Annotated in this window: 18 protein-coding genes; 12 read left to right on the forward strand and 6 right to left on the reverse strand. The window is 71.9% G+C overall.

Annotation, left to right across the window (positions count from 1 at the left end; genetic code table 11):
• On the reverse strand, positions 1 to 989 hold a 989-nt coding region (locus ABDW35_RS19610; RefSeq protein WP_343715565.1), incomplete at its 3' end, for a glycoside hydrolase family 3 N-terminal domain-containing protein.
• Between the two features lie 134 nt (positions 990 to 1,123).
• Here ABDW35_RS19610 and ABDW35_RS19615 point away from each other — a divergent pair.
• The 7 genes from ABDW35_RS19615 to ABDW35_RS19645 all read left to right on the forward strand — a co-directional run bounded on the left by ABDW35_RS19615 (position 1,124) and on the right by ABDW35_RS19645 (position 6,802).
• Positions 1,124 to 1,825 (forward strand): TetR/AcrR family transcriptional regulator, encoded by a 702-nt coding sequence (locus tag ABDW35_RS19615; RefSeq protein WP_343715566.1) that lies wholly within the window; start codon positions 1,124 to 1,126, stop codon positions 1,823 to 1,825.
• Positions 1,826 to 2,054: 229 nt separating this feature from the next.
• Complete coding sequence (locus tag ABDW35_RS19620) at positions 2,055 to 2,798, forward strand: GntR family transcriptional regulator (protein ID WP_343715567.1); 744 nt, start codon at positions 2,055 to 2,057, stop codon at positions 2,796 to 2,798.
• Between the two features lies 1 nt (position 2,799).
• The gene (locus ABDW35_RS19625; RefSeq protein ID WP_343715568.1) at positions 2,800 to 4,023 is read left to right on the forward strand and encodes an FAD-binding oxidoreductase; all 1,224 of its coding nucleotides are present in this window, start codon (positions 2,800 to 2,802) and stop codon (positions 4,021 to 4,023) included.
• Positions 4,024 to 4,030: 7 nt separating this feature from the next.
• Entirely contained in the window at positions 4,031 to 5,035 is a 1,005-nt protein-coding gene (locus tag ABDW35_RS19630) for a 4-hydroxyproline epimerase (protein ID WP_343715569.1), read from the forward strand.
• Between the two features lie 181 nt (positions 5,036 to 5,216).
• Positions 5,217 to 5,585 carry a DUF423 domain-containing protein gene (locus tag ABDW35_RS19635; protein WP_343715570.1) on the forward strand — a complete coding sequence of 123 codons (369 nt, stop codon included), beginning with the start codon at positions 5,217 to 5,219 and terminating at the stop codon, positions 5,583 to 5,585.
• A gap of 44 nt (positions 5,586 to 5,629) precedes the next feature.
• The gene (locus tag ABDW35_RS19640; RefSeq protein ID WP_034848057.1) at positions 5,630 to 5,860 is read left to right on the forward strand and encodes a sulfurtransferase TusA family protein; all 231 of its coding nucleotides are present in this window, start codon (positions 5,630 to 5,632) and stop codon (positions 5,858 to 5,860) included.
• A 12-nt stretch (positions 5,861 to 5,872) separates the two neighbouring features.
• Entirely contained in the window at positions 5,873 to 6,802 is a 930-nt protein-coding gene (locus tag ABDW35_RS19645; RefSeq protein ID WP_343715571.1) for a histone deacetylase family protein, read from the forward strand.
• Positions 6,803 to 6,819: 17 nt separating this feature from the next.
• Here the strand turns inward: ABDW35_RS19645 and ABDW35_RS19650 are convergent, their stop codons facing one another.
• On the reverse strand, positions 6,820 to 7,458 hold the full coding sequence (locus ABDW35_RS19650; protein WP_343715572.1) for a TetR/AcrR family transcriptional regulator: 639 nt from the start codon (positions 7,456 to 7,458) through the stop codon (positions 6,820 to 6,822).
• Positions 7,459 to 7,532: 74 nt separating this feature from the next.
• On the opposite strand from ABDW35_RS19650, the gene ABDW35_RS19655 reads away from it, so the two are divergent.
• Positions 7,533 to 7,979 carry an ABA4-like family protein gene (locus ABDW35_RS19655; RefSeq protein WP_343715573.1) on the forward strand — a complete coding sequence of 149 codons (447 nt, stop codon included), beginning with the start codon at positions 7,533 to 7,535 and terminating at the stop codon, positions 7,977 to 7,979.
• 2 nt (positions 7,980 to 7,981) lie between these two features.
• Positions 7,982 to 8,818, forward strand: a complete 837-nt coding sequence (locus tag ABDW35_RS19660; protein WP_343715574.1) for a hypothetical protein — start codon at positions 7,982 to 7,984, stop codon at positions 8,816 to 8,818.
• Between the two features lie 9 nt (positions 8,819 to 8,827).
• Here the strand turns inward: ABDW35_RS19660 and ABDW35_RS19665 are convergent, their stop codons facing one another.
• A complete protein-coding gene (locus ABDW35_RS19665; RefSeq protein ID WP_343715575.1) occupies positions 8,828 to 9,439 on the reverse strand; it encodes an XRE family transcriptional regulator in 612 nt (203 codons plus the stop codon).
• 130 nt (positions 9,440 to 9,569) lie between these two features.
• On the opposite strand from ABDW35_RS19665, the gene ABDW35_RS19670 reads away from it, so the two are divergent.
• Positions 9,570 to 10,544, forward strand: a complete 975-nt coding sequence (locus ABDW35_RS19670) for a quinone oxidoreductase (RefSeq protein ID WP_343715576.1) — start codon at positions 9,570 to 9,572, stop codon at positions 10,542 to 10,544.
• Between the two features lie 3 nt (positions 10,545 to 10,547).
• Here the strand turns inward: ABDW35_RS19670 and ABDW35_RS19675 are convergent, their stop codons facing one another.
• The 3 genes from ABDW35_RS19675 to ABDW35_RS19685 all read right to left on the reverse strand — a co-directional run bounded on the left by ABDW35_RS19675 (position 10,548) and on the right by ABDW35_RS19685 (position 11,385).
• Positions 10,548 to 10,832 (reverse strand): hypothetical protein, encoded by a 285-nt coding sequence (locus ABDW35_RS19675; protein WP_343715577.1) that lies wholly within the window; start codon positions 10,830 to 10,832, stop codon positions 10,548 to 10,550.
• A gap of 156 nt (positions 10,833 to 10,988) precedes the next feature.
• Positions 10,989 to 11,192 (reverse strand): 30S ribosomal protein S21, encoded by a 204-nt coding sequence (rpsU, locus tag ABDW35_RS19680; protein ID WP_034845628.1) that lies wholly within the window; start codon positions 11,190 to 11,192, stop codon positions 10,989 to 10,991.
• Positions 11,193 to 11,238: 46 nt separating this feature from the next.
• The gene (locus tag ABDW35_RS19685) at positions 11,239 to 11,385 is read right to left on the reverse strand and encodes a hypothetical protein (protein ID WP_343715578.1); all 147 of its coding nucleotides are present in this window, start codon (positions 11,383 to 11,385) and stop codon (positions 11,239 to 11,241) included.
• Positions 11,386 to 11,718: 333 nt separating this feature from the next.
• Between ABDW35_RS19685 and ABDW35_RS19690 the strand changes: the two genes are divergently transcribed.
• Together ABDW35_RS19690 and ABDW35_RS19695 are read left to right on the forward strand one after the other, a co-directional pair.
• A complete protein-coding gene (locus ABDW35_RS19690) occupies positions 11,719 to 12,534 on the forward strand; it encodes a DUF1194 domain-containing protein (protein WP_343715579.1) in 816 nt (271 codons plus the stop codon).
• Between the two features lie 159 nt (positions 12,535 to 12,693).
• The coding region (locus ABDW35_RS19695; protein WP_343715580.1) for an MFS transporter at positions 12,694 to 13,318 on the forward strand (625 nt) is incomplete at its 3' end.

A 13,318-nucleotide genomic window follows, 5' to 3' on the forward strand; every position in this document is an offset into this window, starting at 1 on the left:
ACGCGGCCGGGATCATGCCGACCGAACAGGGTCAGGCCCTGCGGCGGCACCGCATAGGTCGGCATGATCCCGGCCGCGTTGGCGGCGAAGGCGCCGAGGAACGGCACGATGTGGTCGCCGAAGCGGCCGGCCGGGAAGGTCAGGTTCTGGCCGTAATAGTTGTGCGCGTCGAACCCGTCGACCTGGGCGCCGTAGCCGACCCAGTGCTTGACCACGGTGACGACGCTGCCGGGGTTCAGCCCGCGCCCGCCGTTCTGGAAGCCGCTGACATAGGCGTCGACCATGCGCCGGGCCAGCTGCGGATCCTCGCCGAAGGTGCCGTTGATGCGCGGCCAGCGCGGCTCGGTCGACAGGTCGGCCTGCGGCGACAGCGTCTCCTGCAGGCCGATCGCCCGGTATTCCTGACGGGCGATGTCGCCGAAGCGGCGCACCAGCCCGGCATCGCCGATCGCGGCCAGGCCGGTGGTCTCGGGCCATTGCGAGAAGGCCGTGTTCTCGACGCTGGCGCCGGCGACATATTGGAAGTGGTTGCGCGGGTCCGAGCTGATCAGCACCGGGATGCCCAGCCGGGTCGATTCGGCGATCTCCTGCGCCCGGTTGGCCGCCTGCGCCTGGGCCTCGGCACTGCCGGACAGGCGGCTGATCAGGGCAGCGACGTGGTTGCCCCCGACCAGCGCCTGCAGCGACTCCTCGGTCCAGCCGTCGCCGGTGGCGGTCGAGGCCGCGGTGGCATGGATCATGGCGCCGGCCTTCTCCTCCAGCGTCATGCGGCGGACTAGGTCCTGCACCCGCAGCGCGGCCGGCAGGCGGCGGTCCTCATAGGGGTCCAGCCGGCCGTTGCGGTTCAGGTCGCGGTACTGGAAGCCGCGCTCCGCCAGGATCGGCGCCGAGCGCGCCTCCAGGCCGGGTGCGGTGTCGGCGAGCGCCGGGCCGGCCGCCAACCATCCGCCGAGGCCGATGGCGGCGACCGCGGGCCAAATTCGTGACAAGGGCATTTCGCTTCCCCTCTGCTGGGTGTCGTTTCGCAACCCGTTCCTTAAACCTACCAATCACTCGGTAAGTTTTCCAAGCGGGATGATGCGGGCGGCGCTGCGCCAGCGGCGCGGCCGTGCTAGAGAGCGGGATGCCTTCGAAGACCCCTGCGGCCACCGGTCCGGCCGCGCCCGCCGAAGCCCCGAAGACCCGGCGATCGCCCAAGGGGCAGCGCCGCCGCCAGCAGATCCTGGACGCCGCCATGGAGATGTTCGCCCAGGGCGGCTATGCCGGCACATCGATCGCCTCGATCGCCGAGAAGGCGGGGCTGACCCTGCCCGGGCTGCTGCATCATTTCCCCAGCAAGATGTCGCTGCTGCTGGCGGCGATGGAGGAGCGCGACCACGAGACCGGCCGGCTGCTGGCCGCCGGAGACGAGGGGCGCGATCCGGAGACCGGCCGGCTGCTGTCGCCGGACGGGCTGACCTGGCGGCGGGTGCTGGACGACACCCGCCGGGTGGTGCGCGCCAATGCCGGCAAGCGCAACCTGGTCCAGGTCTTCGCCATCCTGAACGGCGAGAGCCTGATCGAGGACCACCCGGCGGCCCCCTTCTTCCGCCGGCGCTCGGCCTATCTGCTGGCCTTCATGCGCGCCGCGTTCCAGGCCGGCATCGATGCGGGCGAGCTGCGGCCGGACCTCGACCCGCAGCTTCTGGCCTATGAGCTGATCGCGATGATGGACGGGCTGCAGATCCAGTGGCTGCGCGACCCGGACGGCGTCGACATGGCCGTCGGCTTCGAGGCCTATCTCCAGCGGCTGGAGGCCGGTATCCGGGCGGATGACGGCGATTGAGGGTTTGACCAATCGCTATATTCTATGGAATATATCGTTCGGCGATCGGGCAGCTCCCGACAGCCTCCCAGGTTGCGCGCCGGTCCCGTCCCAAGCCCGGCGCGCGGCCCAGCCTTTCGGGGCGGCGGTTCCTCCGCCGCCCTTTTTCTCGGCCCACCGAGCCTTGTCGACAAACTGCATTCCACCGTCCTATCATCTGCGTCCGACAGAGCATTGGAAGGACACGCCCTTGGCGCGAGCGGCGAAGGAACAGGAGGGGACCCGGGCTCGCGGTGGCGGCGTCGCCAAGGTCTATGAGGCGCTGAAGCACGACATCCTCGACCTGGTGCTGGCGCCCGGCTCGGCCCTGGACGAGACCCGCATCGCCGAGCGCTTCGGCCTGTCGCGCACCCCGATTCGCGAGGCGCTGGTGCGGCTGGCCGGCGAAGGGCTGGTCGAGACCCTGCCGAACCGCAACACCATCGTCGCGCCGATCGACTTCTCCGCCCTGCCCGCCCATTTCGACGCGCTGACCCTGATGCACCGGGTCACCACCCGGCTGGCGGCGCTGCGCCGCACGACCAAGGACCTGGAGGAGATCCGTGTCCACCAGGCCGCCTTCGGCAAGGGGGTGGCGGCGGCCGACGCGATCGGCATGTCGGACGCCAACCGCGACTTCCACCTGGCGATCGCCCGCGCCGGCCGCAACCGTTACTACACCGAGCTGTTCGGCCGGCTGCTGGACGAAGGCCGGCGGCTGAACCGGATCTACTACGCCAGCTTCGACGACCATCTGCCGGCCGAGTTCGTGGCCGAGCACGAGGCGATCATCCAGGCCATCATCGACCGCGACGCCGACCGCGCCGACAGCCTGGGCCGCGCCCATGCCGGGCAGGTGGTGCGGCAGATCCAGGGCTTCCTGGCCAGCGGCGTGGGCGGCGACGTCGCCCTAGGCCCCGTGGCCGAGCCGACCCAGCCGTCGTTGCCGGCCTGAGATGGCGGGCATCGCCATCCTCGGCGGCGGCGTGATCGGCTGCGCCACGGCCGCCTGGCTGACGGTCGACGGGCACGAGGTCACGGTCTATGAGCGCCGGCCGGAGGACCGCCACGCCTCCGCCGGCAATGCCGGGATGCTGGCCTTCCCCGAGATCACGCCGCTGGCCCGGCCCGGCGTGCTGAAATCGGTGCCGCGCTGGCTGATGGACCCGCTCGGCCCCCTGGCCCTGCGCTGGCGCGACCTGCCGGCGCTGACGCCCTGGCTGCTGCGCTTCCTGGCCGCGGCCCGGGCGGAGCAGGTGGAACGGTCGACCGCGGCGCTGGGCGGGCTGATGCGCGGCGCCCTCGGCGACCACCAGGAGTTGGCCCGCCGCGCCGGGCTGAACGGCCATCTGCGCCAGACCGGGGCGATCGACCTGTACGACACCGAGGCCAGCTTCCGGGCCGCTCTGCCGGAATGGGAGCTGCGCCGCCGCCTGGGCGGCCACGACTTCGAGCCGCTGTTGCCGGACCAGGCGCGGGAGCTGGTGCCGGACCTGAACGGCGGCTTCGCCCGCGCCGTGCTGTGCCCCGCCTATTGGATGGTCGACAGCCCGCTGGGCGTGCTACAGGGCCTGCGCCGCGGTCTGGGCGACCGGCTGGTGGCCCGGACTGTCACCGCGGTCGAGCCGGGTACCGACGGCGTCACCGTGCGGCTAGCCGACGGCACGGCCCGCGCCTTCGACAAGGTGGTCGTCGCCGCCGGGGTGTGGTCGCGCGAGATCGTCCGCGGCCTGGGCCTGAAGATCCCGCTGGAGACCGAGCGCGGCTACAACACCACCATCCCGCAGGCGCCGGTGACGCTGCCGATGCCGGTGGTCTTCGCCGATCACGGCTTCGTCGCCTCCCCCCTGTCGGACGGGCTGCGCATCGGCGGGGCGGTGGAGCTGGCGGCGGTGGACGCGCCGGCCAATCTGGACCGCGCCCGGGCGCTGCGGCGCAAGGCCCGGCGCTATCTGCCGGCGATCCCGGAGACCGGCGGCACCGAATGGATGGGCCGCCGCCCCTCCACCCCCGACAGCCTGCCGGTGATCGGCCCGCATCCGCGCGACCCGCGCATCGTCTTCGCCTTCGGCCACGGCCATCTCGGCCTGACCCTGTCCGCCACCACCGCCCGCCTCGCCGCCGGCCTGCTATCCGGCACCCCCGCCCCCGCCGCCTTCGGCATCGAACGGTTCCAGTGAGTCCGCCATGACCAAGAGCAGCTTCTTCTGCATCGACGCCCACACCTGCGGCAACCCGGTCCGCGTCGTCGCCGGCGGCGCCCCGCCGCTGAAGGGCGCGACCATGAGCGAGAAGCGCCAGCACTTCATCGCGGAGTACGACTGGATCCGCACCGGGCTGATGTTCGAGCCGCGCGGCCATGATGTGATGTCGGGATCGATCCTGTACGCCCCGACCCGCGACGACGCCGACGCCGCCATCCTGTTCATCGAGACCTCCGGCTGCCTGCCGATGTGCGGCCACGGCACCATCGGCACGGTGACGGTGATGGTCGAGGAAGGGCTGGTGCGTCCGAAGGTGCCGGGCAAGCTGCGGCTCGAGGTGCCGGCCGGCATCGTCGACGCGGAATACGAGCAGGACGCCGCCGGCCACGTCACCTCGGTGCGCATCCGCAACGTCCCGTCCTTCCTGTACAAGGAAAAGCTGGACTTCGAGCTGCCGGGTTTCGGCCCGCTGGTGGCGGACATCGCCTATGGCGGCAATTTCTACGCCATCATCGAGCCGCAGCCGGGCTATGCCGACCTGGAGGATCTCTCGGCCGGCGAGATCCAGCGCCTGTCGCCGATCGTCCGCCGGGTGGTGAACGAACGCTTCGACATGGTGCATCCGGAGGACCCGACCATCCGCGGCCTGCGCCATGTGCAGTGGACCGGCAAGCCGAAGCATCCGGAGGCGCATGCCCGCAACGCCGTGTTCTACGGCGAGAAGGCGATCGACCGATCGCCCTGCGGCACCGGCACCTCGGCCCGCATGGCCCAGCTGGCAGCCCGCGGCGATCTCAAGACCGGCGACGCCTTCGTGCATGAGAGCATCATCGGCAGCCTGTTCCACGGCCGGGTCGAGGGCACGGCCAAGGTCGGGCCGTTCGACGCGATCATCCCGTCGATCGCCGGCCAGGCCTGGCTGACCGGCTACAACACCATCTTCCTCGACGACCGCGACCCCTTCGCCCGCGGCTTCACGGTCATGTGACGGGGTCCCACTTCCCCACTGTTGGGCCTGAGCCACCCCCTCACCCGAAATCGCTGCGCGATTTCGACCTCTCCCCAAGGAGAGGTCCCAGGGGCATGCTCCGCTTCCCCTCTCCTCGGGGAGAGGGAGGGGCCCGACGCCTGAGGCGGCGGGAGGATGAGGGGGATTCGGGGAGAACGGGATGATCGACCGGGTGCTTCTGATCGGGGCCGGGCTGCACGGCATGGTGGCGGTGGCGATGGGCGCCTTCGCCGCCCATGGCATGGCCGAGGCGGCGCCGGAGCGGCTGGGCTGGGTGCACACCGGGGCGCAGTACCAGCTGGTCCATGCCGCCGCCCTGCTGGCCCTGGCCCTGCTGGGCGCGCCGGGCATGCTGCGCTGGGCCGGCTGGGCCTTCCTGGCCGGCGCCGTGATCTTCTCCGGCACGCTCTACCTGATGGCATTCGGCGCGCCGCGCTGGTTCGGCGCCATCACCCCGATCGGCGGCGTGCTGCTGATCCTGGGCTGGGCCCTCGCCGTACTGGCCGCCTTCCGCCTGGCGGAAAGCTGAGGACGGGGCGTTGGCCGCGGCCGCTGCCCGCGCTAGGGTTCGCCATGGCTGATTTGGATCTCGACGCGCGCGACCTGATCTGCCCGATGCCGGTGCTGAAGGCGCGCAAGGCGCTGCAGGGGCTGGCGCCGGGCCAGGTGCTGGACGTGCTGGCCACCGATGCCGCCGCGCGCAAGGACTTCCCGGCCTTCTGCGACGCCACCGGCCATGTCCTGGTCGCGGTGACCGAGGAGGCCGACGGCGCCACCCGCTACAGCATCCGCAAGGCCGGATAGGCAGGACAGGGCATGGACACGCTGCTCTTCACCCACCCGGCCTGCCTGGGCCACGACACCGGCCCCGGCCATCCGGAGCGGCCGGACCGGCTGCGGGCGGTGCTGACGGCGCTGGAGGACGAGGCTTTCGCCCTGCTGCAGCGGCGCGAGGCGCCGGAGGCGACGATCGAGCAGGTGTCCCTAGCCCATCCCGGCGCCTTCGTCCGCCGCCTGCTGGCCGCGGTGCCGGAGGACGGGCTGCAGCCGATCGACGCCGACACGATGCTGTCGCCCGGGTCGGGTGCCGCCGCGCTGCGCGCCGCCGGGGCCGGCTGCGCCGCGGTCGACGCCGTGCTGGCGGGCGAGGCGCGCAACGCCTTCTGCGCCGTGCGGCCGCCCGGCCACCATGCCGAGGCGACGCGGGCCATGGGATTCTGCCTGTTCAACAGCGTCGCCATCGCCGCCATGCATGCCCGGCTGGCGCATGGGCTCGGCCGGATCGCGGTGGTCGATTTCGACGTCCATCACGGCAACGGCACCCAGGACATCTTCTGGTCCGAGCCCGACCTGTTCTACGCCTCGACCCACCAGTCGCCGCTGTATCCCGGCACCGGGTCGGAGGACGAGACCGGGGTGGCCGGCAACATCCTGAACGCGCCGCTGCCGCCGATGTCGGGCGGGGTCGAGTTCCGCCGGGCGATGGAGCGCATCGTGCTGCCCGCGGTCGACGCCTTCGCGCCGGAGCTGCTGCTGATCTCGGCCGGCTTCGACGCCCATGCCCGCGACCCGCTGGCCAATCTGGAGCTGCATGAGGCCGATTTCGCCTGGGCGACGCTGGAGCTGATGCGCCTGGCCGACCGGCATTGCGACGGCCGCGTGGTCTCGACGCTGGAGGGCGGCTACGACCTCCGCGCGCTCGCCCTGTCCACCGCCGCCCATGTGCACACGCTGATGACCGGCTGAGGCGCCGGCCGGGCGCCTCAGCCCGGCCCGGTCGGCCACAGCCCGGCCACCATCTCCGCCAGGATCGCGTCGTTCACGGGGCCGATCCCGTGCCCCTCCCCGACGCCGTCGAACTTGCCGTCCAGCGCCAGATGGGCGAAGCCGTGCACCACCGACCAGGCGGCCAGCACGGTGGTCAGGGCGGCCCGGTCGAGCGGCCCGCCGGCCGGGATGCCGCGATAGGCACGGACCGCATCCTCCAGCTCGGCGAAGGCGCGCTGCCCGGCCGCGCGCAGCCGCCCGTCCTGCCAGTTCAGCCGGTCCTTGCGGAACATCAGCAGGAACCGCGCCGGATGCGCCCGGGCGAAGCGGACATAGCCCAGCCCCTGCCCGCGCAGCCGGGCGGCGGGATCGGTGCCGCCTTCCGCCATGCCGTCGCGCAGGAAGCGGGTCAGCGTCTCGAAGCCGAGCAGCGCCACCTCGGTCAGCAGGCCCGCGGCGCTGCCGAAATGATGCGCCGGCGCCGCGGCCGAGACCCCGGCCCGCCGCGCCGCCTCGCGCAGCGTGAAGCCCTCGACCCCGCGCTCGGTCAGGATCGCCTCGGTCGCCGCGATCAGCGCCCGCTGCAGGTCGCCATGGTGATACCGCTCCCGCGGCTCGGTCGTCTCGCCCGGCATCGGCCTCAAACTTTACAGTGTTTAGATTCAATGGTAGCGTTGGATCTTAACATCGCTCAGACGGAGAGGAAGCCATGCTCGACCTGCTGTTCCGCGGCGGCAACATGCTCGCGATCCTCGGCTGGCTGGCATTGGCCGCGGCCCCTTTGCTGCCGCGCCACAAGGCCCGGCTGCGGACGGCGGCCGGGCTGGCGGTGCCGCTGCTGTTCGCCGCCGCCTATCTCGGGCTGGTCGGCACCAGCTGGGGGTCGGCCCAGGGTGGCTACGGCTCGATCGCCGCGGTGCGGGCGCTGTTCGATTCGCCCGGCATGCTGGTGGCGGGCTGGCTGCACTACCTGGCCTTCGACCTGTTCGTCGGCGCCTGGATCGCCCGGGAGGGGGAGCGGGCGGGGCTGCCGCATCTGCTACTGATCCCCTGCTTCGCCCTGACCTTCCTGTTCGGGCCGATCGGCCTGCTGGCCTTCGCCCTGCTGCGGGCCGGCCTGGGCCGCCGCGCCGCCGGACAGGCGGCGGAGGCGTGACCATGACCACCACCACTCTCGATCCGCTGCCGCAGGACCCGGCGCACGGGCCCCTGCTCCAGGCCCTGCGCCGCCGCGACCGGACGCTCGCGGAGTTCGGGCTGATCCTGCTTGTCCTCGCCGCCGTCCTTGGCGTGGCCTGGGCGATCGATCCCCGCCAGCTGCATGGCGAGGATGTCTGGGCCAAGCCGGTCAAGTTCCTGCTCTCGGTCGGGCTGTTCGCGCTGACCAGCGCCTGGTTCGCCGGCCTGCTGCCGGAGGCGCGGCGGCGCGCCGCCCCGATGCGCCTGGTGCGCTGGACCATCATCGCCACCGGCGTGTTCGAGCTCAGCTACATCACCCTGCAGGGCGCGCTCGGCCAAGCCTCGCATTTCAACAACTCCACCCCGTTCCACATGGTGATGTACTCGCTGATGGGGGTCGGCGCCCTGGCCCTGACCGCCACGACCCTGCCGCTGGCGCGCGAGATCGCCCGCCACGGCGCCGGGCTGGCCCCGGCGCTGCGCCTGGCGATCGTGCTGGGGCTGGGGCTGACCTTCGTTCTGGGCGTCGCGGCCGGCGTAGCCATCGCCGCCCATGGCGGCCATGGCGTCGGCGGCATCCCCGACCATCCCGGCCTGCCGCTGCTCGGCTGGTCGACCACCGGCGGCGACCTGCGGGTGGCGCATTTCCTGGGCATCCACGCCCAGCAGCTGCTGCCGCTGGCCGGCGCCGTGCTGGTCGCGGCCTGGCCCCGGCGGGCGCGGCCGGCGGTCTGGCTGGTGTCGGCGCTCTACGTCCTGCTCACCGTCGCCGCCTTCGCCCAGGCGATGATGGGCCGTCCGCTGATCGGCCTGTGACGAGGTGGATCACCCTGCCGGCGCCGTGATCCAGAGCGCCCGCGCCTCGCCCTCTCCCGCGGCGATCGCAGCGTGGCCGATGCGGGCGTCGAAATACACGGCGTCGCCCGGGCCGAGATCGACCGGCCCGAACCGCTCGCTGAACAGCGTCACCCGGCCGGCGAGGACATAGAGGAAGTCGTCGCTGTCGTGCCGCTCCCAATCCTCGAAATCGTCAAGCGACCGGGCGCGGAGGGTGACCTCGGACGCCAGGAAGGGTGCGTCCTTCAGCCCGCCGCCGAAGGGCCGCAGGCGGTAATTCGGCATCTCGGTCGCCGCGCCCTCGCCCGCCCGCACCACGATGCGGCGGCCGCGCAGGGGCGAATCGGCCGGGCCGAACAGCCCGGCAAGCTCGATCCCGAAGCCGCGCGCGAGCTTCTGCATCGCCTGGAAGGTCGGGGACATCTCGCCGCGCTCAATCTTCGACAACGCCGAGCGCGACAGGCCGGTGCGGCCGGCTGCCTCCTCCAGCGTCCAGCCGCGATCGGCGCGCAGCCGGCGCATCGTCGCCGCCAGGTCGATCTCCGGCGCCGGGCCGGAAGGGCCGTGCTCCGGCGCCCGCCGCACATCCATCAGGGGCATGGTCCCGTCCTTGTCCGCTCCCCGCTTCTCCGGCGATCGCCGCGGCGCGTCAAGCCATCTTTCCACTATGATGGAAATTTCCATTATAGTAGATGAAGCCATCTCATCGACGACTGCGGAAGGCAGGATCATGGAAGCCCTGGTGTTCGAACGGTTCGGCGGCCCCGAGGTGCTGGAGATCCGCGCCCTGCCCGACCCGCCGGTGCCGCCGGGCCATATCCAGCTGGCGCTGCGCGCGGCCGGGCTGAACTTCGCCGACCTGCACCGCCGCCGCGGCCATTACCGGCTGGCTGGCGTCGCGCCGCATATCGCCGGCTATGAGGGGGCGGGCGAGGTGGTGGCGCTGGGCGATGGGGTCGAGGGCATCCGCCTCGGCGACCGCATCGGCTTCGCCGACGTGCCCTTCGCCAACGCCACCCGCGTCACCGTGCCGGTCGACCGCGCGATCCCGCTGCCGGACGACATCGGATACCGCGATGCCGCGGCGATCCTGCTGCAGGGGCTGACGGCGCAGTATCTGGTGGCGGACAGCGCCCCGGTCCGCGCCGAGGCCCGGGTGCTGGTGCATGCCGCGGCGGGCGGGGTCGGGCAGCTGCTGGTGCAGATGGCCAGGCATCGCGGCGCCCGGGTGATCGCCCTGGCCTCCACGCCGGAGAAGGCGGCGCTGGCCGTGACGCGGGGCGCCGATCACGGCCTGACCTATGAGGGGGATTGGGTCGCGGCGGTGCGGCGGCTGAGCGATGGCGGAGTCGACATCGCCTATGATTCGGTCGGCACGACGCTGGCGGACAGCCTGGCCGCCACGAGGCCGCGCGGCACGGTGGTGACCTACGGCACCGCGGGCGGTGACCCGCCGGCGATCGATGCGCGGCTGCTGATGGAGCAGTCGAAGGCCGTGGTCGGCGGCGACCTGTGGGACCATCTCGACAGCCGCGCCGGCCGGCTGGCCCGCGCCGCGGCGCTGTTCGCCGCCCTGCGGGCCGGCGAGATCACCCTGCCGGAGATCGAGCTGTTCCCGCTGTCGCGCGGCGCCGACGCGCATCGCCGGCTGGAGAGCCGCGCCGTCACCGGCAAGATCGTGCTGGTGCCGGACGGGGCAGGCTGAGGCTCAGCCCAGCGCCGCCGCGATCTCCGCCCATTCCTGCTCGAGGCTGGCCTGGGACATCGGCTTGCCGGCACGGCGATACCAGTAGCCGGCATTGCCGAGGTCGCCTTCCTTGCGGTGCAGATAGGCATGGGCCCAGGCGGCGTCGGCGCCGTCCTCGGAATCGACGCAGCCATGCGCCCGGTCCCAGTCGCCCTTGGCATCCCACCACAGGGCGGCGAGCGGCGGCGACAGGGTGGCCGGCGGCCGGTCCTGGTCGAGGGTGCGCCTGAGGGCGGGAACATCCATCGGTCGGCCTCCTGGTTGCAGCGGGATCACCGCACAGCCCGGCGCCGGGCACAAGCCGGAGATGGAACCGCAGCAACGAAACAAGGGGCCATAAGGCCCCCGGTCTCATCCGTCGGTACGATCAGGCCCGGGACCGTACGGTCCCGACGAGCCGGATCAATAGCCCTGGATCTGCAGCCGCTTGCGCAGCGCCTTGCGCTGGCGGCGGACGGCTTCGGCTTCCTCGCGGATGCGGCGCTCGGACGGCTTCTCGTAGTTCCGGCGCTGCTTCATCTCGCGAAAGATGCCTTCGCGCTGCATACGCTTCTTGAGGACGCGCAGCGCCTGGTCGATGTTGTTGTCGCGGACGAGCACCTGCATCGGGCAAAGGCCTTTTCACTAAACGGGTCGGGCGGAACTACGCCTTTCAGCCGAGAATGTCGAGAACGATTTGACGAATCTCGGCGCGGGACAGCTCTGCCTTGTGCGCCGGCTGCCGCAGCGGGGTGGTTTCCAGCCGCGGCGTCGGACGACGCGGGCGGCGGCGGAAGGTCTTGGTCTGTACGGTCTTCATGTCTGTATCTTTACGGTTCGGGCCCTTGGGGCCTCGTTGCAAGCAATATCGCTTAAGCCCCGACACCGGGCCATCGGCCCGCCCGTCGCGGCGCAAAGCACGATCGACAGGCGGAGCGCCTGCCTTATCGTTCGGATCATGGTTGGGAAGGGGATCCGGGCGTTCCTCGGAACGGCGCGCGGATCGTGTCGAAACCGATCTCGACAACCCATATGGGCCAATCGCCGGCCGATTGCAACCCGCGGGCCGAAAAACAGGCGGCCCCCGCGGGTGACAGCCGGCCCGCCGATGCCCACATCGACAGGATATCGGGGGCTGACACGGGGGGCTTCCATGCGCTTCGGCTTCGTCGGACTCGGCCTGCTTCTCGTGCTGTTCCTGCCGGTCGCCTCCGCGGCCGCGCAGGACCAGCCGGTCGATCTCGAGCTGGTGCTCGCCGTCGACGTCTCGCGCTCGATGGACGAGGACGAGCAGGCGCTGCAGCGCGACGGCTACGTCACCGCCCTCACCCACCCCGAGGTGATCGACGCCATCACCTCCGGCGTGCAGGCCCGCATCGCTATCACCTATGTCGAATGGGCCGGCCCCGGGTCGCAGACCATCATCCTGCCGTGGCGGCTGATCGACGGCGCCGCGGCGGCGCGGGCGGCGGCGGCGGAGCTGGCGCAGACCTCCGGCACGCTGACGCGGCGCGGCACCTCGATCTCCGGCGCGCTGCTGTTCACCGCCGGGCTGTTCGACAACAACGGCTTCGACGGCATCCGCCGGGCCATCGACATCTCCGGCGACGGGCCGAACAATGCCGGTTGGCCGGTGTCGGGCGCGCGGGAGATGGCGCTGGCGAAGGGCATCACCATCAACGGCCTGCCGGTGATCCTGAAGCGCGGCGGCTTCGGCGGCCTGCCGGAGCCCGAGATGCTGGATGCCTATTACCGCGACTGCGTGATCGGCGGTCCCGGCGCCTTCACCGTACCGGTGCGCAGCACCGGGCAGTTCGCCGACGCGATCCGGCGCAAGCTGGTGCTGGAGATCGCGGGCCGGACGCCGGCGGTGATGCCGGCCGTCTTCACCACGGCCCAGGCCGGCGGCACCGACTGCATGATCGGCGAGAAGACCCGGCCGCGCTGGCTGGACCTGGACGAGCGCTGAGTCGCGGCTCCCCGGGGCCAGCGGCGCGGTCTCGGACCCGGCTTGCCGCCTCATTTGCCAAGCCTTGTCTTGACTTATCGCGTCAGGTCGCCCCTGATATCAAAGTCAGGACTTGGAATAACCCGCGACCCTGCCGGTGGCGGATCTTGGAGACGCGGGATGTCGAAGCCGGAACCGGGCTGGGGCGCACTGTTCTCGGGCACCAACGCCATCCGCTCGCTGGCGCTGGCCGGCGGCACGGCGCTGCACGCCGTCAGCGTCTACATCGCCATCACCGTCCTGCCCTCGGTGGTCAAGGACATCGGCGGGCTCGACTACTACGCCTGGAACACGACGCTGTTCGTCGCCGCCTCGATCCTGGGCGCGGCGCTGTCGTCCCGGCTGCTGGCCGCGCTCGGGCCGCGTGGCGCCTATGTCGCCGCGGCGCTGACCTTCGCCGCCGGCGCCCTGGCCTGCGGCCTGGCCCCGACCATGCCGGTGCTGCTGCTGGGCCGGCTGGTCCAGGGGCTGGGCGGCGGCGTCATGCTGGCCCTGTCCTACGCCATGATCCGGCTGATCCTGCCCGAGGCGCTGTGGTCGCGCGGCATGGGGCTGGTCTCGGCGATGTGGGGCATCGCGACGCTGCTAGGCCCGGCGATCGGCGGCGTCTTCGCCGAGCTGGGGGTATGGCGCGCCGCCTTCTGGTGCGCCGCGCCGCTGGCGGTGCTGTTCGCGCTGCTGGCCGCCGCGGTGCTGCCGAAGCGCGGCGAGGCCGGCGACCGCGCCGCCCTGCCGCTGCTCCAGC

The organism is Inquilinus sp. (genome assembly GCF_039594555.1).
Lineage (GTDB): Bacteria > Pseudomonadota > Alphaproteobacteria > DSM-16000 > Inquilinaceae > Inquilinus.